Annotated in this window: 28 protein-coding genes; 26 read left to right on the top strand and 2 right to left on the bottom strand. The window is 50.9% G+C overall.

What is annotated here, in order from left to right:
- Positions 1-3 precede the first annotated feature (3 nt).
- From fliO to N7E60_RS10655, 17 genes are all read left to right on the top strand, one after another.
- A complete protein-coding gene (gene fliO / locus N7E60_RS10735; protein WP_269597472.1) occupies positions 4-387 on the top strand; it encodes a flagellar biosynthetic protein FliO in 384 nt (127 codons plus the stop codon).
- Positions 384-1223, top strand: a complete 840-nt coding sequence (gene fliP, locus N7E60_RS10730; RefSeq protein WP_069587147.1) for a flagellar type III secretion system pore protein FliP — start codon at positions 384-386, stop codon at positions 1221-1223. Before fliO ends, fliP begins: the two co-directional genes overlap by 4 nt.
- A gap of 11 nt (positions 1224-1234) precedes the next feature.
- Entirely contained in the window at positions 1235-1504 is a 270-nt protein-coding gene (fliQ, locus tag N7E60_RS10725; RefSeq protein WP_069587148.1) for a flagellar biosynthesis protein FliQ, read from the top strand.
- Positions 1505-1513: 9 nt separating this feature from the next.
- Positions 1514-2302, top strand: coding sequence for a flagellar biosynthetic protein FliR (fliR, locus tag N7E60_RS10720; protein WP_269597471.1), 789 nt, complete (start codon positions 1514-1516; stop codon positions 2300-2302).
- Positions 2302-3438: a flagellar biosynthesis protein FlhB gene (flhB, locus tag N7E60_RS10715; RefSeq protein ID WP_269597470.1), complete on the top strand. Its 1137-nt coding sequence runs from the start codon at positions 2302-2304 to the stop codon at positions 3436-3438. Before fliR ends, flhB begins: the two co-directional genes overlap by 1 nt.
- A gap of 166 nt (positions 3439-3604) precedes the next feature.
- Complete coding sequence (gene flhA, locus N7E60_RS10710; protein ID WP_269597469.1) at positions 3605-5710, top strand: flagellar biosynthesis protein FlhA; 2106 nt, start codon at positions 3605-3607, stop codon at positions 5708-5710.
- Positions 5711-5736: 26 nt separating this feature from the next.
- The gene (gene flhF, locus N7E60_RS10705; protein ID WP_077455501.1) at positions 5737-7284 is read left to right on the top strand and encodes a flagellar biosynthesis protein FlhF; all 1548 of its coding nucleotides are present in this window, start codon (positions 5737-5739) and stop codon (positions 7282-7284) included.
- Positions 7277-8164, top strand: coding sequence for a MinD/ParA family protein (locus tag N7E60_RS10700; RefSeq protein ID WP_069587159.1), 888 nt, complete (start codon positions 7277-7279; stop codon positions 8162-8164). The genes flhF and N7E60_RS10700 overlap by 8 nt, the downstream gene beginning before the upstream one ends.
- A complete protein-coding gene (locus N7E60_RS10695) occupies positions 8157-8882 on the top strand; it encodes an RNA polymerase sigma factor FliA (RefSeq protein ID WP_069587161.1) in 726 nt (241 codons plus the stop codon). The genes N7E60_RS10700 and N7E60_RS10695 overlap by 8 nt, the downstream gene beginning before the upstream one ends.
- Before the next feature lie 55 nt (positions 8883-8937).
- Positions 8938-9306: a chemotaxis response regulator CheY gene (cheY, locus tag N7E60_RS10690; protein WP_069587163.1), complete on the top strand. Its 369-nt coding sequence runs from the start codon at positions 8938-8940 to the stop codon at positions 9304-9306.
- 30 nt (positions 9307-9336) lie between these two features.
- The gene (locus N7E60_RS10685; RefSeq protein ID WP_269597468.1) at positions 9337-10071 is read left to right on the top strand and encodes a protein phosphatase CheZ; all 735 of its coding nucleotides are present in this window, start codon (positions 9337-9339) and stop codon (positions 10069-10071) included.
- 9 nt (positions 10072-10080) lie between these two features.
- On the top strand, positions 10081-12294 hold the full coding sequence (locus tag N7E60_RS10680) for a chemotaxis protein CheA (protein WP_269597467.1): 2214 nt from the start codon (positions 10081-10083) through the stop codon (positions 12292-12294).
- An 18-nt stretch (positions 12295-12312) separates the two neighbouring features.
- Positions 12313-13446: a protein-glutamate methylesterase/protein-glutamine glutaminase gene (locus N7E60_RS10675; RefSeq protein WP_077455498.1), complete on the top strand. Its 1134-nt coding sequence runs from the start codon at positions 12313-12315 to the stop codon at positions 13444-13446.
- A gap of 10 nt (positions 13447-13456) precedes the next feature.
- Positions 13457-14239: a ParA family protein gene (locus tag N7E60_RS10670; RefSeq protein ID WP_069587171.1), complete on the top strand. Its 783-nt coding sequence runs from the start codon at positions 13457-13459 to the stop codon at positions 14237-14239.
- Positions 14226-15422 (top strand): chemotaxis protein CheW, encoded by a 1197-nt coding sequence (locus N7E60_RS10665; protein ID WP_269597466.1) that lies wholly within the window; start codon positions 14226-14228, stop codon positions 15420-15422. The genes N7E60_RS10670 and N7E60_RS10665 overlap by 14 nt, the downstream gene beginning before the upstream one ends.
- Positions 15423-15456: 34 nt before the next feature.
- Positions 15457-15945, top strand: a complete 489-nt coding sequence (locus N7E60_RS10660) for a chemotaxis protein CheW (RefSeq protein ID WP_069587175.1) — start codon at positions 15457-15459, stop codon at positions 15943-15945.
- Positions 15945-16379 carry a DUF2802 domain-containing protein gene (locus tag N7E60_RS10655; protein ID WP_069587178.1) on the top strand — a complete coding sequence of 145 codons (435 nt, stop codon included), beginning with the start codon at positions 15945-15947 and terminating at the stop codon, positions 16377-16379. The genes N7E60_RS10660 and N7E60_RS10655 overlap by 1 nt, the downstream gene beginning before the upstream one ends.
- Here the strand turns inward: N7E60_RS10655 and N7E60_RS10650 are convergent, their stop codons facing one another.
- Both N7E60_RS10650 and N7E60_RS10645 read right to left on the bottom strand, forming a co-directional pair.
- A complete protein-coding gene (locus N7E60_RS10650) occupies positions 16380-16676 on the bottom strand; it encodes an EscU/YscU/HrcU family type III secretion system export apparatus switch protein (RefSeq protein WP_269597465.1) in 297 nt (98 codons plus the stop codon).
- A gap of 2 nt (positions 16677-16678) precedes the next feature.
- Positions 16679-17479: a hypothetical protein gene (locus N7E60_RS10645; RefSeq protein ID WP_269597464.1), complete on the bottom strand. Its 801-nt coding sequence runs from the start codon at positions 17477-17479 to the stop codon at positions 16679-16681.
- Positions 17480-17600: 121 nt separating this feature from the next.
- Here N7E60_RS10645 and ccmA point away from each other — a divergent pair, with 121 nt between their 5' ends.
- The 9 genes from ccmA to ccmI are packed head-to-tail and all read left to right on the top strand — an operon-like array spanning position 17601 to position 24548.
- Positions 17601-18221: a cytochrome c biogenesis heme-transporting ATPase CcmA gene (gene ccmA, locus N7E60_RS10640; RefSeq protein ID WP_077455493.1), complete on the top strand. Its 621-nt coding sequence runs from the start codon at positions 17601-17603 to the stop codon at positions 18219-18221.
- Positions 18218-18886 (top strand): heme exporter protein CcmB, encoded by a 669-nt coding sequence (gene ccmB, locus N7E60_RS10635; protein ID WP_269597463.1) that lies wholly within the window; start codon positions 18218-18220, stop codon positions 18884-18886. Before ccmA ends, ccmB begins: the two co-directional genes overlap by 4 nt.
- Before the next feature lie 28 nt (positions 18887-18914).
- Positions 18915-19652, top strand: coding sequence for a heme ABC transporter permease (locus N7E60_RS10630; RefSeq protein ID WP_069587184.1), 738 nt, complete (start codon positions 18915-18917; stop codon positions 19650-19652).
- On the top strand, positions 19652-19858 hold the full coding sequence (ccmD, locus tag N7E60_RS10625; protein WP_069587186.1) for a heme exporter protein CcmD: 207 nt from the start codon (positions 19652-19654) through the stop codon (positions 19856-19858). The genes N7E60_RS10630 and ccmD overlap by 1 nt, the downstream gene beginning before the upstream one ends.
- A complete protein-coding gene (gene ccmE, locus N7E60_RS10620) occupies positions 19855-20340 on the top strand; it encodes a cytochrome c maturation protein CcmE (protein WP_069587187.1) in 486 nt (161 codons plus the stop codon). The genes ccmD and ccmE overlap by 4 nt, the downstream gene beginning before the upstream one ends.
- Positions 20337-22307 (top strand): heme lyase CcmF/NrfE family subunit, encoded by a 1971-nt coding sequence (locus tag N7E60_RS10615; protein WP_269597462.1) that lies wholly within the window; start codon positions 20337-20339, stop codon positions 22305-22307. Before ccmE ends, N7E60_RS10615 begins: the two co-directional genes overlap by 4 nt.
- Entirely contained in the window at positions 22304-22843 is a 540-nt protein-coding gene (locus N7E60_RS10610; protein ID WP_269597461.1) for a DsbE family thiol:disulfide interchange protein, read from the top strand. Before N7E60_RS10615 ends, N7E60_RS10610 begins: the two co-directional genes overlap by 4 nt.
- Complete coding sequence (locus N7E60_RS10605; RefSeq protein WP_269597460.1) at positions 22840-23340, top strand: cytochrome c-type biogenesis protein; 501 nt, start codon at positions 22840-22842, stop codon at positions 23338-23340. Before N7E60_RS10610 ends, N7E60_RS10605 begins: the two co-directional genes overlap by 4 nt.
- Positions 23337-24548 carry a c-type cytochrome biogenesis protein CcmI gene (gene ccmI / locus N7E60_RS10600; RefSeq protein WP_077479255.1) on the top strand — a complete coding sequence of 404 codons (1212 nt, stop codon included), beginning with the start codon at positions 23337-23339 and terminating at the stop codon, positions 24546-24548. Before N7E60_RS10605 ends, ccmI begins: the two co-directional genes overlap by 4 nt.
- Positions 24549-24614: the final 66 nt, after the last annotated feature.

The raw sequence follows: 24614 nt of genomic DNA, 5'->3' as shown, positions 1-24614 counted from the left end.
ATCATGCATCGGCTTTTGGGAGGCTTGTTGTTTGCGCCGCTGCCTGTATGGGCCGCGGCGCCTGATATTAGTATCGCGACCATGTTGGTATCACTGACATTGGTGCTTGCGCTTATTTTTGCGCTGGCGTGGTTGTTGAGACGATTAAAGCTGCCTGGATTGGCTGGGCAAGCTAATGGCATTCGTATCATCAGCCAACTGGCCGTTGGGCAAAAAGAGCGTATTTTAGTGGTCGATATCAATGGCGAGCAGCTTGTGATCGGCGTGACAGCCACCAATATTCGGTTGCTAAAAGCGCTGGATTCGCCCATGCCGACGTCGTCAAATGCGCCAGCACCGAATACGAGATTTGCTGAGCAACTCGGCCAACTGTTGAATCGAAAATGACTATCAAAACGTTACTTGCGGCTTGGCTTTTTGTGTGGGTGTCACTGTTTTCACCTGTCACATTTGCCCAACAAGAAGCAACGCCAGCACAAGAAACCATTACCACCGAATCGATTGATGAGGCCGGTGAGGCAGTGCGACTGCAGACAAGTCGCAACACCGGAGGCGGGATCCCTGCCGTGACGATGCGCGTCAATCCTGATGGCAGTGAAGACTACTCGGTGACATTGCAGATCCTCGCTCTGATGACCGCGCTGGGCTTTTTGCCCGCCATCGTGATTTTGATGACCTCATTCACCCGAATTGTGGTGGTGATGGCGATTTTGCGGCAGGCAATGGGACTTCAGCAAACACCGTCAAACCAAGTCATCATCGGGATCGCTTTGTTCTTGACACTGTTTATTATGTCACCGGTGATCGATCGCATGAACACGGACGCCATTCAACCCTACATCAATGAGCAAATAACGGCGCGAGACGCATTTGACCGTGTGCAAGTACCGTTACGCGAGTTTATGTTGCGACAGACACGCGTCAAAGATCTTGAGACCTTTGTCAACATGTCGGGTGCGCAAGTCAGTGAGCCAGAGCAAGTCCCGATGACGGTACTCATCCCTGCGTTTGTCACCTCAGAGCTGAAAACGGCTTTCCAAATTGGTTTTATGCTATTTTTGCCGTTTTTGGTGATTGATTTGGTGGTGGCATCTGTCCTGATGGCAATGGGTATGATGATGCTCTCGCCGATGATCGTCTCCTTGCCATTTAAGCTGATGCTGTTTGTCTTGGTTGATGGGTGGAACCTCATTCTTTCTACCTTAGCGGGTAGTTTTGGCTAAAGGAGGCAATGATGGCCCCGGAAGCGTTTGTTGAATTATTTCAAGATGCCTTGTATCTGGTGTTACTGCTGGTGTCGGCGATTGTCGTACCCGGTTTGTTGGTTGGCTTGATTGTGGCGATTTTCCAAGCTGCAACCTCAATCAACGAGCAAACACTCAGCTTCTTACCGCGTTTGATCGCCACGTTTGTGGCCCTTATGTTTTTCGGCCATTGGATGACGCGCATGCTGATGGAGTACTTCTACCGCCTGGTAGAAGAGATCCCAACCCTGCTTTACTAGGGCGACGGCATGGAATACCCCGCCTCTGTTATCTTGTCATGGATGGCCAATTACTTTTGGCCGTTCACTCGCATCTCCTCGATGATGATGGCGATGACGTTCTTTGGCGCGCGGTTTGTGCCGGTACGCATTCGCTTATATCTGTCACTGGCGATTACCTTTGCGGTGATGCCTGCGCTTCCTGCCGTGCCAGAAGAGATCGAATTGGTGTCGTTTGCAGGATTTATGGTGTTGGCACAGCAAATCGTGATTGGCGTGGCCATGGGCATGGTCACTCAATTTATTACTCAAACGTTTGTGGTGTTGGGGCAAATCCTCGGCATGCAATCCAGTTTGGGTTTCGCCTCCATGGTTGACCCCGCCAATGGTCAAAACACCCCATTGCTAGGGCAATTCTATCTGTTCTTGGCGGTGATGCTCTTTCTTGCCACTGATGGGCACCTGCAAATGCTTAATTTAGTGGTTATGAGCTTTAAAACGCTCCCTATCGGCGAGATGATTGGTGCAGCGGATTATCGCAGCCTCGCGGATTGGTTTGGTATCATGTTTCAGGTCGCTTTGAGCATGTCATTGGCGGGCATTATCGCGCTATTGATTGTTAACCTGTCGTTCGGGGTGATGACGCGTGCCGCTCCCCAACTAAATATTTTCTCTCTTGGCTTCGCATTTGCATTGCTGATGGGCTTGCTGATCAGTTGGTATTTACTGTTCGGTATTTTGACGCATTACGATAACCACTGGCAGACCGGGCTCAACCAAGTCTGCTCTTTGATTCGCATTAACTGTGAGCCGAACTGATGGCAGAGAGTGACGGCCAAGAAAGAACAGAAGACGCTACACCCCGAAGGCAGGAGCAGGCGCGGGAGAAAGGCCAAGTACCGCGCTCAAGAGAACTGGCATCGGTCGCTGTCCTTATATTGGGGGCGGTGAGTTTGATGTGGTTTGGGCAATCGCTCGGGGAAGCGTTAATGGCGTTGATGACGAGGCTTTTTACGTTGTCGCGCGCCGAGGTGTTTGATACCTCCGAGTTGATGCTCGTGGTAGTTGGCGAGCTATTGCACCTTATTCTACCACTCGGGCTCGTGCTGTTATTGCTGTTTTTCTCTGGTTTAGCTGGATCGGCAGGCCTTGGTGGGATCAGCTTCTCGTGGGAAGCGGCGCGCCCTAAGTTATCTAAAATGAGCCCCATTGCGGGGGTGAAACGGATGTTTGGCACCCAAGGCTTGGTCGAGCTTTTGAAATCGATTCTTAAAGTCTTGTTGGTTGGGGGCGTAGCAACCTATTTGGTGTATATCAATCTCCAAGACTTCTTCGAACTGACGATTGAAACCTTCCCGCAAAACCTCTATCACGCGATGGATATTCTGCTTAACTTCGTGTTGTTGGTATGTTGCTCACTGTTGATTGTGGTTGCGATTGATGTGCCGTTTCAGATATGGCAGCACAATGAGCAACTAAAAATGACCAAACAAGAAGTGAAGGACGAGTACAAAGAAACCGAGGGTCGCCCTGAAGTCAAAGGTCGAATTCGCATGTTGCAGCGTGAAATGGCGCAACGACGAATGATGGCAGAAGTGCCACAAGCCGATGTCGTGGTGACTAACCCCGAGCACTACTCGGTTGCACTTCGGTATAACAGTGACATGGATAGCGCACCTGTGGTGGTGGCAAAAGGCTCTGACTTTACGGCATTGAAAATTCGTGAGATTGCCGCTGAGCATGATGTAGCGATTGTCCCTGCACCGCCGTTAGCGCGAGCACTGTACTTTAGCACAGAGCTTGAGCAACAAATTCCAGATGGTTTATTTACGGCAGTTGCACAGGTACTGGCGTACGTTTTCCAGCTCAAGCAATACAAAAAAGGGCGAGGCCGTCGGCCGACGCGTCCAGAAGACGCTTATTTGCCGATTCCGCCAGATTTGCGCCACGACTAGCACTCCCTTGTCCTTTGGGCTGCGTGTTTTTGTCTGAGAAGTGACAAAATGCTGACACTTTCGGGGTTGTTTGTTGGCGCAAATATTGCTTTCTCCCCTTCCTCTTATGTTTGACGAGCGCGTCGCTTTTTCCGCCGTTCACCTATCATGGATTTGAGCTTGTAACATGCTAAAAGCCAAGTGGCAGCTGCCATTCTCAGACAAAGTTCCTTACCACCGCTTGCGTGCGATGCCCGCGGTTGGGGCACCCATTCTAGTACTAGCCACCCTCGCGATGGTGGTATTGCCCGTTCCGCCCATGCTGTTGGACTTGATGTTCTCGTTCAACATTGCCTTGTCGCTGGTGGTTTTGCTCGTCACGATTTATACCCGTCGTCCACTTGATTTTGCCGCGTTTCCCACGGTGTTGTTGATAGCGACCTTACTACGCTTGGCGTTGAACGTTGCGTCGACTCGGGTGGTGTTGCTCTATGGCCATGAAGGGCCGGATGCCGCGGGTCAGGTGATCGGCGCGTTTGGTTCGGTGGTGATCGGGGGCAACTATGCCGTTGGTCTGGTGGTGTTCCTTATCCTGATGATCATCAACTTTATGGTAGTAACCAAGGGTGCCGGACGGATTTCGGAAGTGAGTGCTCGCTTTACCTTGGATGCCTTGCCCGGTAAGCAAATGGCCATTGATGCAGACTTAAATGCTGGGCTTATCGATCAAGAACAAGCGAGAACGCGCCGCCAAGAAGTGACCAAAGAAGCGGACTTCTACGGTTCCATGGACGGTGCGTCTAAATTCGTTAAAGGGGATGCGATCGCAGGTATCCTTATCCTGCTAATTAACATAGTCGGTGGTCTGTCTATCGGGATGGGTCAGCACGACCTCCCTTTCTCTGATGCAATTGAAGTCTATACCTTGCTGACCATTGGTGACGGCTTGGTGGCACAGATTCCGTCGCTCTTGCTGTCGATTGGTGCCGCCATTATGGTGACGCGTCAAAATACTGATGAAGACATGGGGCAGCAACTTGTCTTCCAACTGTTTGATAACCCGCGCGCGCTGATGATTGCTACCGGCATTCTTACCGTGATGGGTATCGTGCCGGGCATGCCACACATCCCGTTCCTGCTGTTAGCGATTATTTGTGGTGGTTTGTCCTATTGGAAATACCAGCAGTATCAAAAAGCGCAACAAAAAGCGGATGAGCCCGAGCAGCTAGAGACGGCACCTATCACACCGAAAGAATTGTCGTGGGATGATGTGCAGCCAGTGGATGTGATTGGTCTAGAGGTGGGTTATCGTCTAATTCCAATGGTAGACAGAGACCAAGGCGGTGAGTTGCTTGACCGAGTAAAAGGCGTACGTAAAAAACTCTCACAAGACTTTGGATTCCTCATTCCTCCTGTTCATATTCGCGATAATCTGGAGTTACCGCCGCATAACTATCGAATTACCTTAATGGGTGTTGCGGTCGGTGAAGCGGAAGTCCGTCCAGAGCATGAACTTGCCATTAATCCGGGACAAGTGTTTGGACCGATTGAAGGAGAGCCGACGCAAGACCCCGCGTTTGGACTCGAAGCTGTTTGGATTGAACCAAGCCAACGCGAGCACGCACAAGCGTTGGGGTATACGGTGGTCGATTCTGCGACCGTATTGGCGACACACCTTAGCCAAATGCTGACGAATAATGCCGAGCGCTTATTGGGCCACGAAGAGGCACAAAACCTTGTCGATATGCTGGGTAAACAAGTCCCTCGTTTGGTGGAAGGGCTCATCCCTGACCAGATCCCACTAAGTGTTTTGGTGAAGGTATTGCAAAACTTGCTCAGTGAGGCGATTCCCATTCGAGATATTCGTACCATCGTGCAGACCATGGCGGAGTATGCAGGAAAGAGTCAAGATCCCGACATTCTCACCGCAGCGGTTCGGATTGCGCTGCGTCGATTGATCGTGCAGGAAATCAATGGTATTGCGCCAGAACTGCCAGTCATTACGTTAGTGCCTGAGCTGGAACAGATGTTGCATAAAACCATGCAGGCCTCCGGTGGTGAGTCGACAGGCATTGAGCCTGGGTTAGCAGAACGCCTGCAATCATCATTAGCCGAGGCAACGCAGCAGCAAGAGCTGCAAGGCGAGCCCGCCGTGTTGCTAACGTCTGGCGTGCTTCGAGCGACCTTAGCGAAATTTGTGAAGAATACCATTCCGACGCTACGTGTCTTGTCATATCAAGAAGTGCCGGATGAGAAACAAATTCGTATCGTCAATGCGGTCGGTAATAATTAATACCGTTTTTTGAGTAGGGCAGAGCTTTGAAAATCAAACGTTTTTTTGCTAAAGACATGCGTACTGCACTTGGCCAAGTCAAAGAAGAGCTCGGTGCGGATGCGGTGATCATGTCTAACAAAAAAGTGACTGGTGGTGTGGAAATTGTTGCTGCCGTCGATGCCGATACAGATCCTGTTCCTGCCAAGCCGCAGCCACAGGCTCATGCACAAGAGCAGGCGGCGCAGGCATACTCAAATGCACACCGCCAGCTCGCTGACGACAAGGTCCAATTGCGCCAACGCCAACAAGCGGCGCCGCGCAATCAGCGACCGCCCCGTTTTTCGGCCATGCTCGATGAATATCGAGATAAATCAGGCCCAGCAGACCGTGCGCCTCAAAACGAAGCCGACTCCCTGTCTGCGTTGTTGCAACGACAACAAAAACAGTCATCTCGCCCCGACCCTCAACGTCATTCGAATTCGAGAGAACCTGAGCGGCCTGCCGCATTAGGGCGAGGTTATGAACCTCGTCGCGAGTTGAAGAGCAATGGTCGTGGCAGTTGGCAAGATGCAGGGCGCCAGCATCAACAGCCGGGTAGCAAGCCTAAACTGGATCCTTCCCGGTTCGAAGCGCGCCAGTCGCAATCGTCCAATGAAGAGATTGAAGCGATGCGCCAAGAAATGGCCTCCATTCGTAGCTTACTTGAACATCAGCTGTCAGGCTTGATGTGGCAAGAGGTTGAACGTAGAGAGCCGCTGCGTGCCATGCTGATTAAACGCTTGGAGCGCATGGGATTATCGTCTGACCTATCGGATCAGCTCGCGTGTTATATCCCAGAAGACACGCCTCCCACTGAAGCTTGGCAAGCGTTGCTTGATTTGGTCGCTGACCAAATCATCACCGTGGATGAAAACATGCTTGAAACAGGCGGCGTGATTGCGCTTTTGGGCCCCACCGGAGTAGGAAAAACTACCACGATCGCCAAGCTTGCGGCCCGTGCCGCCATGGACTTTGGCCCTGAAGAAATCGCGTTAGTCACCACAGATACGTTTCGTATCGGGGCGCATGAACAACTTGCGACCTATGGACGTATTCTTGGCTGTCCGGTCAAGGTGGCTAAAGATGCCGATGAACTGGCCGACATCCTTTATCAACTGCGTCATAGACGTTTGATATTGCTTGATACTGCCGGTATGGGTCAGCGCGATCTGCGCCTTTCAGAGCAGCTCGATACATTAATGCAAAACAGCGGTTCGCATATCCGCAGCTTGCTGGTTTTGCCTGCGACGTCCCAACGTCGCGTATTACAAGAAACCATTGAACATTTTCGTCGTATTCCTTTGTCCGGCTGTGTGCTGACAAAGCTGGACGAATCTCTAAGCCTCGGTGAGCTGTTGTGTGTCACCATCGAAAATGCCCTGCCTGTTGCTTACTTAGCTGACGGGCAACGTGTGCCGGAAGATATCCGCCAAGCGACAGGACACTTCCTCGTGTCAAAAGCCAGCGAAATGCTGGAATCAGGCGCGGATCAGCACAATCACTTCTGGAGCAGTGATGTCCCAGAGTCGAATGGGGCGGACTTTTATGATTGAGACAACCATGCAAGATCAAGCAAGCGGCCTTCGCCGTCTAACCAACCCCTCACGGACTAAAGTCATCACAGTGACTGGCGGTAAAGGTGGTGTGGGGAAAACAAATGTCACCCTAGGAATGGCAGCCTCTATGGCGCGCCAAGGCAAAAAAGTCATGGTGCTTGACGCAGACCTTGGCTTGGCGAATGTCGATGTGTTGCTCGGATTACGAGCCGGCAAGAACTTGTCTCACGTCCTTCAAGGTGTTTGTGATTTGAAAGACATCATCATTGAAGGGCCGCACGGTATGAAAATTGTGCCAGCATCGTCTGGAATGCAAGGCATGACCGAGCTAACTCCCGCGCAACATGCTGGTTTGATTCGCGCTTTTGGTACACTCGAAGAAGAGGTTGATGTACTCTTAGTAGATACCGCTGCGGGGATCTCTGATATGGTACTGAGCTTTTCGCGTGCAGCGCAGGATGTGGTGGTCGTGGTGTGCGATGAGCCCACGTCAATCACTGATGCCTATGCTCTGATCAAGATTTTAAGCCGTGAACATGGCGTGAATCGATTTAAAATCGTGGCAAATATGGTCAGAAGCTACCGTGAAGGGCGAGATTTGTTCACAAAATTAACGCGAGTCACTGAAAGGTTTCTAAATGCTAATCTAGAATTAGTGGCATGTGTTCCTGTGGATGAAAGAGTGAGGCAAGCAGTGAGAAAACAGAAAGTTGTTATCGACGCATTTCCTCGCTCGCCAGCGTCGTTGGCTTTAAACGCTCTGGCGAATAAAGCACTGACGTGGCCAGTACCGCGTAACCCTGGTGGTCATCTGGAGTTTTTTGTTGAGCGTTTGCTGATCAAAAATGATGACGCAGGAGAGTTAATTCGTGAATAAAGCGCTCACCTATAGTCGCACGGGTGATAATGGCCAAGGGGTACTCGAACGATACTCAACCTTGGTCAAACGGATAGCGCACCACTTAATGGGGCGCTTGCCGCCGAGTGTACAAGTCGAAGATTTAATTCAAGCAGGCATGATAGGTTTGCTTGAAGCGCAGCAAAATTATGATCCGAGTAAGGGCGCAAGTTTTGAAACCTATGCCGGTATTCGGATTCGCGGTGCTATGCTGGATGATATGCGCCGTGGTGACTGGGTGCCACGCTCGGTCCACAAAGCAAGCAGGACAATCAGTGATGCGATAGCCTCACTGGAAAAGGAATTAGGCCGTGATCCCACGGATGTAGAAGTGGCACAACGGCTTGATATGAGCCTAGATCAGTATCATCAGGCACTGAATGACGTTAACTGTGGCCGATTAATCGGCATGGACGACTTAGGTGTCTCCGAAGATGCATTTACAACCGACAGTCATCGCAACGACAATCTTCCCTTTCAGGATGTTGCGGAGGATAATTTCAAAGCGGCATTGGCCGCGGCGATAAAAAGTCTTCCCGAAAGAGAAGCACTGGTGCTATCTCTTTATTATGATGAGGAATTAAACCTCAAAGAGATAGGGGCAGTGATTGGGGTGAGTGAATCCCGGGTCTGTCAGATTCAGAGTCAGGCCACGCAACGATTGAGAGCCAAGCTTTCCGCTTGGCATAGTGAGTAAGTAACAGTTTCGACAATAAAACGAGACCTCACCGGAGGCAACCTTGGATAAAAACATGAAAATTCTCGTTGTTGATGATTTTTCAACAATGCGCCGTATCGTAAAGAATCTTCTTCGTGACTTAGGTTTCAACAATACCGTTGAAGCGGATGACGGCTTAACAGCGCTGCCAATCCTCAAAAAGGGCGGTATTGATTTTGTCGTGACCGATTGGAATATGCCTGGGATGCAGGGAATCGATTTGCTCAAAGAGATCCGAAAGGATGACTCCCTGAAGCATCTCCCTGTACTGATGATCACTGCCGAAGCGAAGCGTGAGCAGATTGTTGAAGCTGCGCAAGCAGGCGTGAACGGTTATATCGTAAAACCTTTTACTGCTGCCACACTGAAAGAGAAGCTCGATAAAATTTTCGAGCGCATGTAATTAGCAAGCGCACAGTAAAAGGTAATCGTCATGATCAATCTGGACCAAGCGAAACAATTGGTCGCGTATCTTGAGAGTGGAGAGCAAGATAACGCTAATGCGCTTCTCGCTGATATCGCGAAAGAGGCGCGAGACCCACTGTTTAATGAAGTGGGCAAACTCACCCGCCAATTACACGACTCTATCTCCAACTTTCGCTTGGATCCCAGAATTGGTGATTTGGCGACTGTCGATATTCCTGACGCTCGCGATCGCCTCACTTATGTGATGGAGAAAACCGAGCTTGCGGCCAACCGCACCATGGATGCGGTTGAACGTACCATGCCTATTGCCAGTGAGTTGCAAGATAATTTGCAAGCGGTTAGGCCGAATTGGAACAGCTTGATGCGGGGTGAAATCGCCCTGGATGAGTTTAAAGGCCTTTGCCACAACATCGACGAGTTGTTGACCCAGGTGGAAGGCGGAGCGACAGAGCTTCACGGCCATTTAACCGATATTTTGATGGCTCAAGATTTTCAAGATCTCACCGGCCAAGTGATTCGACGTGTTATCGAACTTGTGCAAGAAGTCGAACAACAACTCGTCGAAATTCTGACTGCATTCGGCATGGAAAATGACGAGACGGCGGGAGAAGCGCCGTCTCAACAAGAAGATACCGTTGACAAGTCAGCGCCGGAAGGACCGATTATTCATCCTGAAGAGCGTGATGACGTGGTCCACAGCCAGGATGATGTCGATGACTTATTATCGAGTTTGGGTTTTTAGAGGTGCGCTATGAGCTTTGAAATGGATGAAGAAATCCTTCAGGACTTTTTGATTGAAGCGGGAGAAATCCTTGAGCAGCTGTCTGAACAGCTGGTCGACTTGGAGCGTGCCCCTGACGATTCAGACTTGCTGAATGCCATCTTCCGTGGCTTCCACACCGTAAAAGGCGGGGCGGGCTTTTTGGGCCTTAATGCGCTGGTTGACACATGTCACGGTGCGGAAAATGTCTTTGATACGCTGCGCAACCATGGTCGAGAGTTGACCTCAGATGTGATGGATACCATTTTGCAAGCGTTGGATACCATCAATGATCAATTCTCAGCGGTTCAAAGTAGTGAGGAGCCGACAGCGGCCTCGCCTGAGTTGCTAGAGGCGCTGCACCGCTATGCGAAACCTGCCAGTGCAGACGAGCAAGCGCCTGAGCCAGAAGCAGAGCCCGAACCAACGCCTGAGCCAGAACCAACGCCTGAGCCAGAACCAGAGCCGACCCCAGAACCGGAAGCTTCAGCATCGAGTGATGATGCAATCAGTGGTGATTCGGTCGATGAGATCACCCAAGATGAATTTGATCGCTTACTCGATCAACTGCATGGCGAAGGGAAAGCGCCGACAGCAGGCGGCGATAGCCAAGACAAGCCCGATGTGGTTGCAGACACAGAGGCCGACAGTGGTGATATCACCGATGACGAATTCGAGAAACTGCTAGACGATTTACACGGTGCGGGTAAAGGCCCCGCGGCAAATAGCAATGACACACCGGAGCAGTCCGCTCCTGAAAAAGCGCCTGCGAGTGGCGGTGGTGATGAATTCATCGATGATGATGAGTTCGAAAAGCTGCTCGATGATTTACACGGGAAAGGCAAAGGGCCTGCAGTGGGCGATACGCCTCCAGCAGCGGCAAAAGCAGAAGCGCCTAAAGCCGAACCTAAACCTGAGCCAAAGCCTGAACCCAAAAAAGCGGAACCTGCTAAACCCAGTGCGCCTGCTAAGGCGGGGGCCGGCAATAAAGCGCCCGCTGCGACAGAAAAAGCACCGGATAAAAAACCACCTGCTGCCCCACAACAGGAGCAAACCGTTCGCGTTAATACCTCAACCCTCGATGCCATCATGAACATGGTGGGTGAATTGGTTCTGGTACGCAACCGCTTGGTGAGTTTGGGGCAAAGTAGTAACAACGAGAGCATGTCCAAAGCGGTCACTAACCTCGATGTGGTCACCGCCGATCTTCAAGGCGCGGTCATGAAAACGCGAATGCAGCCAATCAAAAAAGTTTTTGGCCGCTTCCCACGCGTGGTACGTGATTTAGCACGTAGCTTGAAGAAAGAAATCGTCCTTGAGATGAAAGGCGAAGAGACCGACTTGGATAAAAACTTGGTCGAGGCATTGGCCGACCCCATGGTCCACTTGGTGCGTAACTCGGTTGACCACGGCATTGAAATGCCAGACGCGCGTGAAAAGGTGGGTAAGCCACGGGTGGGTACCATCACCTTGAAAGCGTCGCAAGAAGGTGACCATATTCTGCTGACTATCGAAGACGATGGTGGCGGTATGGATGCGGAGAAACTGAAAGGCATCGCGGTCGATCGTGGCGTCTTAGATGCGGATGCTGCGGCACGACTGACTAACAGTGAAGCGTATAACCTGATTTTCGCGCCCGGTTTCTCGACCAAAACCGAGATCTCAGATATCTCCGGACGTGGTGTTGGCATGGACGTGGTGAAAACGGGGATCACCAAACTCAACGGTTCGATTAACATCGACTCTGAATTGGGACGCGGTACCATTATTGAAATCAAGGTTCCGCTAACGTTGGCTATTCTCCCGACATTAATGGTGGGCGTCGGTGATAATCCGTTTGCGTTCCCACTGTCGAACGTCAGTGAAATTATCAGTTTAGATATGTCACGTACCAATACGGTCGATGGGCAGCTTACCTTGATTGTTCGAGATAAAGCCATCCCTATCTTCTTCTTACAAGATTGGTTGTGTAAAGGTCAGTCTGGTATCGATAAAACCAAGGGCCATGTGGTGATTGTGCAAATTGCTCATCAACGCATTGCGTTTGTGGTGGACACCTTGTTTGGCCAAGAAGAAGTGGTCATCAAGCCGCTAGATGAACTTCTACAAGGGACTCCCGGTATGGCAGGGGCAACCATCACAAGTGATGGACACATTGCTCTTATCCTCGATGTGCCCAACCTGCTAAAACATTACGCGGGTTAATTTGAGAAAAGGAAGCGCATGGCAGTGAAAGTTCTGGTGGTGGATGATTCAAGTTTCTTCCGCCGCCGCGTCAGCGAGATTATTAACGGCGACCCTAGGCTGGAAGTGATTGATACCGCGGTGAATGGTAAAGAAGCGGTAGAGAAGGTTGCTCAGCTCAAACCTGACGTCGTGACCATGGATATTGAGATGCCTGTTCTAGATGGCATCTCAGCGGTACGTCAAATCATGGACCAAACGCCGACGCCAATCTTGATGTTTTCATCTCTGACTCATGAAGGCGCAAAAGCAACCCTTGATGCGCTCGAAGCGGGAGCTTTGGATTTCTTACCCAAGAAATTTGAGGATATTGCGCGCAATCGTGATGAAGCGACCAGTTTACTTCAACAGCGTGTCCTCGAAATTGCGCGCAAGCGCTCTTTCTTGCGTCGTCCTAGTAAACCAGCACCGAGTGCGACAACAGGACAAACGGCCTCACCTGCGGGCGGCGCACGTGCGCCCGTCCGTCCTGCGGCGCCAAGCCCAGCCCCTGCGGCAAAGTCAAAGGCGCCTGCGCGATTTACCTCAAGCGGTAAGCGTTATCAACTCGTGGCGATCGGCACATCGACTGGTGGACCAGTCGCACTGCAAAAAGTGCTGACCAAGCTTCCCGCCAACTTTCCATTACCGATTGTGCTTATCCAACACATGCCAGCAACATTTACGGCAGCGTTTGCACAGCGTTTGAATGGGTTGAGTCAGATTACAGTTACCGAAGCCAAAGACGGTGATGCATTAAAGCCGGGCCATGCTTATTTGGCGCCGGGTGGCATGCAGATGATGATAGATGGCCGACCGGGCGCAGCGCGCTTGAAAATTTTAGATGGCGGTGAGCGCATGAACTATAAGCCTTGTGTCGATGTGACCTTTGGCTCGGCGGCCAAAGTCTATGGTGACAAGGTCCTTTCGATGGTGTTGACAGGCATGGGGGCAGATGGCCGAGAAGGCGCACGAATGCTGAAGAGCGCAGGCTCTACCATTTGGGCACAAGACGAAGAAAGCTGTGTCGTTTACGGTATGCCTCAAGCGGTGGCTAAAGCGGGTATTTCATCGGAGGATTTACCGCTCGATCGTATCGCAGAGCGTATTCTGGTTGAGCTGAATTTAAAATAAGGAGTGGGGCTTGATAGTCTGGAGTATCGCCAACCAAAAAGGCGGTGTCGGTAAGACAACCACCACAGTGACACTGGCCGGTTTAATTAGCGAACGAAAAAAGCGCGTTCTGCTGGTGGACACGGACCCGCACGCCTCCTTGTCGACCTATCTAAATTTTGACTCTGAGCAGTTGCCTGCGAGCTTATTCGATCTTTTTCAGCTGCAAACCGTGAATAAAGAAACGGTGAAGCCACTGATTGTGCGCACCCAGTTCGACAACATGGACTTGATTCCCGCGCATATGTCCCTTGCGACACTAGACCGAGTGATGGGCAATCGCGGTGGGATGGGGTTAGTGCTTAAAAAGGCGCTCGATTCACTGGCTGATGAGTACGATTATGTCCTCATTGATTGCCCGCCTATACTGGGGGTAATGATGGTGAATGCATTGGCAGCGAGTCACCGTGTGTTGATCCCAGTACAAACAGAATTTTTGGCAATGAAAGGGTTAGAGCGTATGATGCGCACCCTGCAGATCATGCAGAAGTCGCGAACCTCTAATTTTAACTTAACGATCATACCGACCATGTATGACAAGCGAACTCGCGCATCGTTAGAAACATTGCAAGAGCTTAAAGTGCGTTATAGCGATCAGGTTTGGGCATCGGCGGTGCCCATCGATACCAAATTCCGCGATGCGAGCCTAAAACATATGCCCGCGTCGTTTTATGCAAAAAATTGCCGTGGCGTTTTTGCCTACAAGACACTGTTAACGTATTTGGAGCGACTGGAGCAGGATGAACAAGCATAATGCCCTATCCAGTGGTCAGGCGCTCGATGACTATTTTGAAGCCTTACTGGATGACTTAGACGAGACCCGTGCACCTCAGCAAGATGCCGTTGCTGAAGATAGCGTGCGTCAGTCAGACAGTGAACCAAGTTGGCAGAAAACGGCGACGCCACTTGACCCAGATTATCAGCTCGAGCCTCAGCCTAAGCTTGCCCCTGATGAGACCGACGTTGAGCCGGTGGCATTTGCTGAACCAGAACGCGATCTCGCTGAGGTTGAGCGCTTGCTTGCGCAACTGAAAGTGGATGAAGAAGCCGAACTGGCGCAAGCCGAAGCGGAGGTTGAGCCTCAAGTAGAAACGGCGACTGAAACAGACACCCCTGATGTGGATACGGTGGTTGAGCCCGACCTTGAGGTTACCACTGAGACAGACATTGAGAGCGACACAGAGGTGGCAACCGAGACGTTGCTGGATGAGCCTATCGTGGACACCGAGGTGACCGAAGAGGTTACGGTTGAAACCGAGCAGGCACAGGCAATCGATCTTGATACTGAAATGATGGTTGAGCCCCAGACCGATCTGGAGGCGGATATTGCCACTGATGCTGAGCTTGACACTGAAGTGGATCTTGAAACCGAGGTAGATCTTGAAACCGAGGTGGAAGTCGAGCAAACAGTCGATGTCGAGTCAGCAGTGGAGCCAGAGACCCAAGCCGGAGAGGACCTGCCGCCAACCCAATGGGAAAATGTGGAAACCGCCTCTGAGTTTCAGGTGTTATTTTTTGAGAGTATGGGCGTGACCTATGCGGTGCCGCTCGCGGAGTTAGGCGGGATCCACCAATTGGGAGATTGCAATCACTTGATTGGTCGTCCTGACTGGTATCTGGGTTTGCAGACAGAAAAACACCAACAGCTTGATGTGGTCGATACCGCCCGTTGGGTGATGCCAGAAAAACTGGCAGATAATAGCCACAGAGATGACTATAATTACATAGTATTACTGGGTGATAGTAAGTGGGGACTGGCCTGTAATCGCTTATTGGGTACTCAGGCATTAAGTGGTAAAGCAATTCGCTGGCGCAAGCAAGCCGGAAAGCGGCCTTGGTTGGCGGGTATGGTCAAAGAAAAAATGTGTGCCCTGATCCATGTTCAAGCATTTATTGCTATGTTAAATCAGGGGATTGACGCCAAAGCGATGGCGTAATGATAAATTGCACAGCGCGTAAAGAGGAAAATCAATGTCTCAGGTAGCTGAAGTTCAAAAAGAAGGCGTCAATGACGAGGTATTGCAGTGGGTCACTTTTCAGCTCGAAGAAGAGACCTACGGCATCAACGTCATGCAGGTGCGAGAAGTGTTGCGCTACACCGAAATTGCTCCTGTTCCTGGCGCACCTGACTATGTGTTAGGGATTATCAATCTGCGTGGTAACGTGGTAACCGTCATCGACACTCGCTCTCGATTTGGTTTGATGCCAGGCGAAGTCACCGACAATACCCGTGTAATCGTGATTGAAGCGGAAACACAAGTGATCGGTATCATGGTCGACAGTGTGGCTGAGGTGGTGTACCTGAAAACCTCAGAAATTGACACCACACCAAGTGTCGGTACAGAAGAAAGCGCCAAATTTATCCAAGGCGTAAGCAACCGCAATGGCGACTTGCTAATCCTCGTTGATCTCAACAAACTGTTGACCGACGAAGAATGGAATGAAATGGCAATGCTGTAATGGTTGCGCTGTTATTGACTTGGTTACCTGTCGCAGTGACGGTGGTTTTTGCCATCGTCGCTTTGTGGCGTTTGCGGATTGAGCGACGCGCCAGAGAGCGACTTGAAAACAAGTTGCAGGCCATGGAAACGGTGTTGAAAAGTGCGCGTCAGCGCCATGACAGCCTTGCCAAACAGTTCAATGAGCTGCGTGCGGGCAGTATGGGCATGGGACAAAAACTGGCAGACATTGCTACAAATGTTGACGAGTTACTGGAAAAGCAGGTGGAACTTGAAATGCAAGATCCAGGCAGTCGCCTTTACAGTCGTGCTAGCAAAATGGTTGATCTCGGCGCCGATCTCGATGAGCTGATGCATGAGTGTGATTTGCCCAAAGCCGAGGCTGAGTTGCTACTTAGTCTACGCAAACGCCAAGCGGCCAATCAACAACGGTAGTTAGACTTTAGTGTTGATGGGCTTAGGTTCCTGCCACCCGGGTGGGGTTTTTCCTTCTAATACCCAAGCATAAGCGATCAATTCTGCAACCACACGGTACAAACTGGGTGGAATCGCTTCGCCAACCTCTAGGCGTTCTAGCCATTTAAGCAAATTCTCATCTTTGTGGATCAAACAGCCTTGGTCGGACAGTGCCTCAATGAGGGCATCTGCCAATTCATTGACTGCCTTTGCTTTGACGCTGGGCGCTTGATAGCCGTCATACCCTAGCGCAATGGCTCGTTTTGTTTTTTTCATGATCACACCTTTATCGATAAGCCTGCACGACGTGTATCTTGCTCGGGCGGCTGGCTGTCATGGTGAGGGTTGATGGCGATGTTGAGCGGGATGTGTTGCGAAGCCAAGCGCTCTTCTAGCCAAGGCAATGTTGCTTGTATTCGTCGTTTTAGCGCGTCCGTCGGCGCCGTTAGCAGTAAGCTTCCTCCTTTTCCCTCAAGGTTTACGTCTGCGCGGACATACTGCTTGCCCACAGGTAGATATAAACGTATCTGCCACTGTTGCTTCTCTGGCTTCGCCTTTTTTTCTGACTGACGCCGTTTAACATGTACCCGTACCGGAGGTTTCTCTGGTTCGGCAAATGGGAACACCCATTGCCACTCGCCACTCCGTGCAGACTCTGAGACGCGCTGTTCGGCCATCAGACGTAATACGCCGATTAAGGGACCCGCGTCTTCGTTACGATTTAGCCATTGACGCAATAGGGTTGTTAATGGTTTGTCAGCAGGGCGATGCGTCAGCCATTGCATCAGTGTCTCAGGATCGAGAGGCGGATGGCTTTTGCTACCGGGTAGTGTCCACAGCGCCAGTAACGACTGCATCATGGCTTGAGTGGCAGGGGGCTGATTCTTTATCGCATTCAATACCGCAGGGAAGAGATGAAGTTGTGCCAATGTATCAGATAGCGGTGTCGAGCTGCCCGGCGTTAACAGGGTAAATTGGGCATTGGCAAGCAAAGACGGGTCAAGTTTTTGGGCAAGTGCTGGTATCGACATTGGCGGTTTTAACACCAATTGTTGAGGGTTCGTTGTTCCGATCTTCATGGTTTCTCACAATTATTTACGCGAGTCACACTTTGCAACCCTGTGGTAACTAACAGTCATTTTGACCAATGTGGTACTATGCGTCCAATTTTGTAACACAAAGCAGGATGCAACATTTGTCATGTTGGAAGTGAAACAGCTTTGCTGTGTTCGTGATGACCGAGTGTTGTTTGATGCGCTGACATTCTCTCTTTCTCCCGGCGACCTTGTACAAATTGAAGGCCCAAATGGGGCGGGTAAAACCACCTTGTTGCGGATTATCGCGGGGCTGGGACTCGCAGATAGTGGAGAAGTCTGTTGGCAGCAACAGGCGATTACCCAGCAAAGAGATGAATTTTATCGTCACTTACTGTTCTTGGGGCACACCACAGGGGTTAAGCGCGAACTCACCGCGTTCGAAAACCTCTCGTACTACATGAAAATGCATGGCCGAGACGATCAAGCGGCTATTTGGCAAGCGCTGGCCAAAGTCGGTTTAGCGGGACGAGAAGATATTCCTGCCGCACAGTTGTCTGCGGGACAAAATCGCCGTATTGCGCTTGCACGTCTTTGGCTGAGCAGCCACCGTAAACTGTGGGTACTCGATGAGCCGCTAACCGCGATCGATAAGCAAGGGGTACAGGTGCTCGAGTCGGTATTTGAACGTCATGTCGAGCAAGGCGGGATGGTGCTTTTCACCACTCACCAAGATATGTTTGTCGGCCACCCGTTACTGCAACGTATCCGTCTGGGGGCCCTATGATCAATGCGATGTGGCTGATTATCCGCCGAGAATTGAAAGTGGCCTTCCGACAACCATCGGATAGCTTAAATCCGCTGTGGTTTTTTATCATAGTGATCACCCTTTTCCCACTTGGCGTGGGGCCAGATGCAAATTTGTTACAGGAGATTGCGCCGGGAGTGATTTGGGTTGCGGCGCTGCTGTCAGCCTTGCTATCTCTAGAGCGTCTTTTTCGTGATGACTATCTGGATGGCTCGCTTGAGCAAATGATGCTGATGCCGGTGCCGTTGCCTCTGGTGGTGATGGCAAAGGTAATCGCACACTGGTTACTGACGGGGCTACCGCTGTTGGTAGTCAGTCCGCTATTGGCGTTATTGCTATCTTTGGACTGGAACAGTTACCAGGCCGTATTGATGACGTTGTTGTTAGGGACCCCAACCCTGAGTTTTGTTGGGGCGATAGGTGTAGCGTTAACGGTTGGATTACGTAAAGGCGGCGTACTGCTGAGCTTATTGATCTTACCGTTGTACATTCCAGTACTGATTTTCGCGACATCTGCCATCGATATGGCAAGTTTTGGCGCCAACATTAGTGGGCAGTTGGCTATTCTCGGTGCTTTGCTCGCGGGATCCGTGACCCTAGCACCCTTTGCTATCGCCGCAGCATTGCGTGTGAGCGTGAATTAATAATTAATCAGGAAGTAGAGCAATTGTCATGTGGAAGTGGCTTCACCCTTACGCAAAACCGGAAAATAGTTATCGTTTATGTGGGAAACTCATCCCATGGTTTGCGGTGCTCGCCGGGCTGAGCTTAGTCATTGGTTGTATTTGGGGCTTGGCGTTCGCGCCTGCTGATTACCAACAAGGCGATAGTTTTCGCATCATTTATATTCACGTGCCCGCGGCCATTTGGTCAATGGGCGCCTATCTGTCGATGGCCATTGCCGCCTTTATTGGGCGAGTCTGGCAACTCAAAATGGCAGACTGGGCGGTGGGCGCGATTGCCCCTGTTGGTGCTGTCTTTACCTTTATTGCTTTGATCACTGGGGCGATTTGGGGCAAGCCCATGTGGGGAGCTTGGTGGGTATGGGATGCGAGGCTCACCTCAGAATTGATCCTGCTTTTCCTCTACATCGGTGTCATGGCGCTGTATAACGCGTTCGATGATGCGCGAATGGCGGCCCAAGCGGCGGGAATATTGGCAATGGTGGGGGTGATTAACCTGCCGATCATTCATTTCTCTGTCGAGTGGTGGAACACCTTGCATCAGGGCGCCACGATTACCAAATTTGCCCGCCCGTCAATTGATCCAGATATGCTCTGGCCATTGTTAGTTTGCTTGGTTGGGTTTGCTAGCTTTTTTGCCACGTTGACCTTAATGGGGCTGCGGAATCAGATTGTGTTGCGTGAGTCGCACCGCCCTTGGGTGCGAGCCTTGGTGGAGGACAAATAATGCATTTTGATAGCATGAGTGCTTTTTTGGCGATGGGAGGTTATGCCGGTTACGTGTGGAGTGCGTTTGGCATCACAGCATTGGCATTAATTGCACTGGTTATTGGTTACCATCGTACCCATAAGAAACGGCTTGAAGCCGTCAAAAAACAAATGGCGCGAGAAAAACGCATTAAAGATGCCCAAGCACTGGAGAACACCTTATGACCCCTCGTCGTAAAAAAAGGCTTTGGATCACGCTTGCCTTATTGGTGGGTGTATCAACCACAATGGGGTTAGTGCTTTATGCGCTGAACCAAAATATGGACTTGTTCTATACGCCAACCGAAATTGTTCAAGGTAAGCCGGATGGCAGTAAACCTCAGGTTGGGCAACGACTTCGCATTGGCGGCATGGTCGTAGAAGGGTCGGTCAAACGCGATCAAGAGTCGCTGCAAATTCAATTTGATGTCGCTGATGTTGGCCCTGCTGTTACCGTTACGTACGAGGGTATCTTGCCGGATTTGTTCCGCGAAGGGCAGGGGATTGTCGCGCAAGGTGTGCTGGTGGATTCGCGTACGGTGAAAGCCAGTGAAGTGCTGGCAAAGCATGATGAAGAATACATGCCACCAGAGATTGCTGAAGCGATGCAAAAAAGCCATCAACCGCTCGAATACACTGACCAACAAAAGCAAGGTAGTCAATTATGATTGTTGAGCTGGGGCATTTTGCGCTGATCCTCGCCTTGGGATTAGCGCTGTTATTGAGTTTTTATCCCCTTTATGGGGCCAGCCAAGGCCATGAAGGTATGATGAAAATGGCACGGCCTTTATCGGTCGCCATGTTCGCCATGTTGCTCTTTTCATTCATCGCATTAAGTTGGGCGTTTTATACCAATGATTTCACCGTTGCCTATGTGGCAAGCAACTCCAACAGTGCATTACCTTGGTACTATCGGCTGACCGCTGTTTGGGGCGCCCATGAAGGCTCTTTGTTACTTTGGGTGTTAATTCAAGCCTTGTGGACCGTCGCGGTAGCGGTGTTTAGTCGCGGGATGCCACTGTCTTCCATTGCGCGTGTACTCGCAGTGATGGGGATGATCTCGGTCGGCTTTTTGCTGTTTATTATTTTGACCTCAAACCCTTTCGATCGCACCTTGCCTTACTTTCCTGTTGATGGGCGCGATTTGAATCCGCTTCTGCAAGATCCCGGCTTAATTGTTCATCCTCCGATCCTCTACATGGGCTATGTAGGTTTTTCGGTGGCATTTGCCTTTGCGATTGGGTCTTTAATTGCTGGCCGGTTAGATACGGCCTGGGCGCGCTGGTCGCGCCCTTGGACAACGGCGGCCTGGTTGTTCTTAACCCTGGGTATTGCGCTGGGCTCTTGGTGGGCTTACTACGAACTTGGCTGGGGCGGCTGGTGGTTCTGGGATCCGGTAGAGAACGCGTCGTTTATGCCTTGGCTTGCGGGAACGGCATTAATGCATTCCCTAGCGGTGACGGAAAAGCGCGGCACCTTTAAAGCGTGGACCGTTTTACTCGCCATCGCAGCGTTCTCATTGAGCTTACTGGGCACCTTCTTGGTGCGCTCTGGCGTGCTTGTATCTGTTCACTCGTTCGCGTCAGACCCTGCGCGCGGGCTATTCATTTTAGGCTTTTTGGTTGTCGTTATTGGCGGGTCTCTGCTGCTTTATGCCTTACGGGCATCGGAAGTGCGGGTACGAACGAAAGTGTCACTCATCTCACGTGAAAATGCGCTACTCGTCAATAACACCCTGTTGATGACTGGGTTAGTGGTTGTCTTGATTGGTACCTTACTACCCCTGGTACACAAGCAACTCGGATTAGGGTCGGTCTCGATTGGTGAGCCCTTCTTCAATTTTCTATTCGCATGGTTGATGTTGCCTTTTGCCTTCTTCCTTGGCATCGGGCCTCTGATCCGCTGGAAGCGAGACAAGCTGAGTACCATCGCTAAACCGATGTGGATAAGCGGTCTGGTCTCGGTTGTGTTTGGAGTGGCGACCATTGCCCTCCTCGCAGACAGCTTCAAAGCGATGGCGGCAATGGGCATCACTATGGCCGCGTGGATCACCCTTCTTCACGGCTATGAGCTTTATATTCGTGCGACCCACCGACATGCCTTTATGGTTGGGATCCGTAAGCTCGGCCGTAGTCACTGGGCGATGGTCCTCGGCCATATTGGTCTTGCCATCACCATCATTGGGGTCGCAATGGTCGAAAATTACGATATCGAACGTGATGTGAAGATGGCGCCGGGGAGCAGTGTCACGTTAGAAGGTTATACCTTTAACTTCACCGATTTGTCTCACAAAGACGGCCCTAACTACGATGGCTTTGTGGCGTCGTTCGATGTCTATCGCGGCGAGCGTTTTATTAATCACCTTGAAGCGGAGAAGCGTTTTTATCGTGTTCAGCGTTCAATGATGACCGAAGCCACCATCGATCGCGGCTTAACGCGCGATCTCTATATTGCCATGGGGGAAGAACTTCCTGATGGGGCGTGGGCGATGCGTCTTTACTACAAACCTTTTGTGCGTTGGATTTGGTTTGGCGCCATTGTCATGGCGGTGGGTGGCGTTTTGGCGATCAGTGATAAACGCTATCGCTTCCGTCGCCAGACCAAATCAACTCACGTGAAGGAGGCGCGGGCATGAGATTTTTACCGCTGGTGATCTTTGCCGCCTTGGCGTTCTTTTTTGTTTCGCAATTGGAGAAGAATGCCCAAGGGGACGATCCCACCAAACTGGAGTCGGTGTTGGTCGGACAGCCTGTGCCTGAGTTTCGTCTTGAAGATCTGAAAACGCCAGACAAAGCCTACGATCAGGCCATTTTTAACGGCGAGCCTTTATTGCTGAATGTTTGGGCAACCTGGTGCCCGACTTGTTACGCTGAGCACCAATTCTTGAACAAATTGGCGTCGCAAGGCGTGAAGATCATCGGCCTTAATTACAAAGATGATCGTGCGAAGGCAGTAAAATGGCTAGATAACCTAGGCAATCCCTATCAGATCAGCTTGTATGACGGCGATGGGATGTTAGGGCTTGATCTGGGAGTGTACGGTGCGCCTGAAACCTTCCTCATTGATGCCAATGGCATCATCCAATATCGTCATGTGGGTGACGTGAATGCCTCCAATTGGGCGCAGACCTTAGGTCCGATGTATCAGTCACTCAAGGAGGAGGTGCAATGAAACGATTCGCCTTACTGTGCGTGCTATGGATGAGTGCGGCATTTGCATTGGCCAATGCTATTGATGTCTATGAATTTGATTCGCCAGAGCAAGAAGCGCGTTTCAGAGCCCTGACCCATGAGTTGCGTTGTCCTAAGTGTCAAAACAACAGCATCGCTGACTCTAATGCAGAGTTAGCGCAAGATCTGCGTCAAAAGGTACATCAAATGCTTCAGCAAGGACGTAGCGATGAAGAGATCTTAAGCTTTATGGTGGCACGCTACGGTAACTTCGTGAGGTACAACCCACCGCTGACGGCATCCACCTTGATCTTATGGTTAGCACCCGCACTGGTATTGGTGTCGGGTATCGGTGTGGTGATTGTGCGCAGCCGTCGCCATAAACAGGCTGAACAGGCCACGCTGAGTGAGGATGAACAGCAACGCTTGCAGGATTTGTTAGCGTCGTCAGACGATTCAGAACAGGCAGATAATAATCATAACAAGGAGCCCAAATGATGGAGTTTTGGAGTGCCACCTTGGTGCTGTTTATTCTTGGTGCAGTGATGTTTCTGTGGCCGTTATGGCAAAAAAAAGACCATGATCATCAAGCAAGCCGAGATGCTCTGAACAAAGCCTTTTATTTTGATCGCGTGAACGAAATTAAGGCGGAGAGTGCGGAAGGCTTGATTGAGAACGAGCAAGATCTCACCCAGGATTTACAGCAATCGTTACTGGACGATATTCCGGAAAAGGAAAAAGCACGACAAGCGCGCCATTTGCGTTTATCACCCATGCAGTGGATTCCTGGATTGATTGTGTTGGCGGTGGTGAGTTTTGGCTTATATGGCGTCAAAGGCAGTGCTAACCAAGTAGCTGATTGGCAGGCCACTGCGGAAAACTTACCAGCGCTGTCTAAGAAGCTTTTAAATAATGATCAGCCCATGTCACAGCAGGAGATGCAAGATCTGACCTTAGCGCTTCGTACCCGTTTGCAGTATGAGCCAGATGACAGCACCGGTTGGTTGCTATTAGGCCGTATTGGCCTTGCTAATCGCGACAGGGAGACGGCCAAAGGAGCGATGGAAAAAGCCTACGCGTTATCACCCTCTCGTCCCGAAATTCAGATAGGGTTGGCGCAAGCCTTATTGTTTGCCGGATCGGAGGTCGACAGTGGCCGTGCAGAAACCTTACTAAGATCGGTAGTGAGTGAAGACCCGTTTAACTTGCAAGCCATGTCGTTACTGGCCTATCAAGCGTTTGAGCAAAGCCGATTTAATGATGCGATTGCGACGTGGAAAGCAATGAAAACCTTGATTGGCCCTGATGACCCACGAAACGAAACACTGGATCAATCGATCGCGCGCGCTCAGTTGGCTCTTAACGCCGCGCAAGGAGCGGCGGTAGAGGTGAAGGTGAGCCTTGGCGAGGATGTCACCCTCCCTGACAATGGGGTACTTATCGTGTCTGCCCATGAGTCGGCGCAAGCGCCTATGCCGTTGGCGGCAAAGCGCTTACCGCTTTCTAAGTTTCCGGTAACCGTTCGTTTGTCTGATACCGACAGCTTAAATCCCAATCGTGCGCTATCTTCTCCAGAGACGTTAGTGATCAAGGCGCGCATTGACGCGGATGGCAATGTTGCTACAAAAAACGGTGATTGGGTAGGAAGCAGTCAGCCTGTTAAAATCGGTCAAGCAGCAAGCGTGACAATCGACAAACAGCAATAATCACGACAAAATAGACTTCTTTGCGTAAAAGGCTGGGCTTGCCCAGCCTTACTATTAGGGAAATGA

Origin of the sequence: Salinivibrio proteolyticus (assembly GCF_027286365.1) — a bacterium.
Lineage (GTDB): Bacteria > Pseudomonadota > Gammaproteobacteria > Enterobacterales > Vibrionaceae > Salinivibrio > Salinivibrio proteolyticus.
Note: the sequence above shows the minus strand (reverse complement) of the source record. Positions and strands in the feature narration are given on the sequence as shown.

Excerpts from the sequence above, each read along its gene's own strand:
- fliO (WP_269597472.1), top strand. The coding sequence starts at position 4 with ATGCATCGGCTTTTGGGAGGCTTGTTGTTTGCGCCGCTGCCTGTATGG.
- fliP (WP_069587147.1), top strand. The coding sequence starts at position 384 with ATGACTATCAAAACGTTACTTGCGGCTTGGCTTTTTGTGTGGGTGTCA.
- fliQ (WP_069587148.1), top strand. The coding sequence starts at position 1,235 with ATGGCCCCGGAAGCGTTTGTTGAATTATTTCAAGATGCCTTGTATCTG.
- fliR (WP_269597471.1), top strand. The coding sequence starts at position 1,514 with ATGGAATACCCCGCCTCTGTTATCTTGTCATGGATGGCCAATTACTTT.
- flhB (WP_269597470.1), top strand. The coding sequence starts at position 2,302 with ATGGCAGAGAGTGACGGCCAAGAAAGAACAGAAGACGCTACACCCCGA.
- flhA (WP_269597469.1), top strand. The coding sequence starts at position 3,605 with ATGCTAAAAGCCAAGTGGCAGCTGCCATTCTCAGACAAAGTTCCTTAC.
- N7E60_RS10700 (WP_069587159.1), top strand. The coding sequence starts at position 7,277 with ATGATTGAGACAACCATGCAAGATCAAGCAAGCGGCCTTCGCCGTCTA.
- cheY (WP_069587163.1), top strand. The coding sequence starts at position 8,938 with ATGAAAATTCTCGTTGTTGATGATTTTTCAACAATGCGCCGTATCGTA.
- N7E60_RS10685 (WP_269597468.1), top strand. The coding sequence starts at position 9,337 with ATGATCAATCTGGACCAAGCGAAACAATTGGTCGCGTATCTTGAGAGT.
- N7E60_RS10680 (WP_269597467.1), top strand. The coding sequence starts at position 10,081 with ATGAGCTTTGAAATGGATGAAGAAATCCTTCAGGACTTTTTGATTGAA.
- N7E60_RS10675 (WP_077455498.1), top strand. The coding sequence starts at position 12,313 with ATGGCAGTGAAAGTTCTGGTGGTGGATGATTCAAGTTTCTTCCGCCGC.
- N7E60_RS10665 (WP_269597466.1), top strand. The coding sequence starts at position 14,226 with ATGAACAAGCATAATGCCCTATCCAGTGGTCAGGCGCTCGATGACTAT.
- N7E60_RS10660 (WP_069587175.1), top strand. The coding sequence starts at position 15,457 with ATGTCTCAGGTAGCTGAAGTTCAAAAAGAAGGCGTCAATGACGAGGTA.
- N7E60_RS10655 (WP_069587178.1), top strand. The coding sequence starts at position 15,945 with ATGGTTGCGCTGTTATTGACTTGGTTACCTGTCGCAGTGACGGTGGTT.
- N7E60_RS10650 (WP_269597465.1), bottom strand. The coding sequence starts at position 16,676 with ATGAAAAAAACAAAACGAGCCATTGCGCTAGGGTATGACGGCTATCAA.
- N7E60_RS10645 (WP_269597464.1), bottom strand. The coding sequence starts at position 17,479 with ATGAAGATCGGAACAACGAACCCTCAACAATTGGTGTTAAAACCGCCA.
- ccmA (WP_077455493.1), top strand. The coding sequence starts at position 17,601 with ATGTTGGAAGTGAAACAGCTTTGCTGTGTTCGTGATGACCGAGTGTTG.
- ccmB (WP_269597463.1), top strand. The coding sequence starts at position 18,218 with ATGATCAATGCGATGTGGCTGATTATCCGCCGAGAATTGAAAGTGGCC.
- N7E60_RS10630 (WP_069587184.1), top strand. The coding sequence starts at position 18,915 with ATGTGGAAGTGGCTTCACCCTTACGCAAAACCGGAAAATAGTTATCGT.
- ccmD (WP_069587186.1), top strand. The coding sequence starts at position 19,652 with ATGCATTTTGATAGCATGAGTGCTTTTTTGGCGATGGGAGGTTATGCC.
- ccmE (WP_069587187.1), top strand. The coding sequence starts at position 19,855 with ATGACCCCTCGTCGTAAAAAAAGGCTTTGGATCACGCTTGCCTTATTG.
- N7E60_RS10615 (WP_269597462.1), top strand. The coding sequence starts at position 20,337 with ATGATTGTTGAGCTGGGGCATTTTGCGCTGATCCTCGCCTTGGGATTA.
- N7E60_RS10610 (WP_269597461.1), top strand. The coding sequence starts at position 22,304 with ATGAGATTTTTACCGCTGGTGATCTTTGCCGCCTTGGCGTTCTTTTTT.
- N7E60_RS10605 (WP_269597460.1), top strand. The coding sequence starts at position 22,840 with ATGAAACGATTCGCCTTACTGTGCGTGCTATGGATGAGTGCGGCATTT.
- ccmI (WP_077479255.1), top strand. The coding sequence starts at position 23,337 with ATGATGGAGTTTTGGAGTGCCACCTTGGTGCTGTTTATTCTTGGTGCA.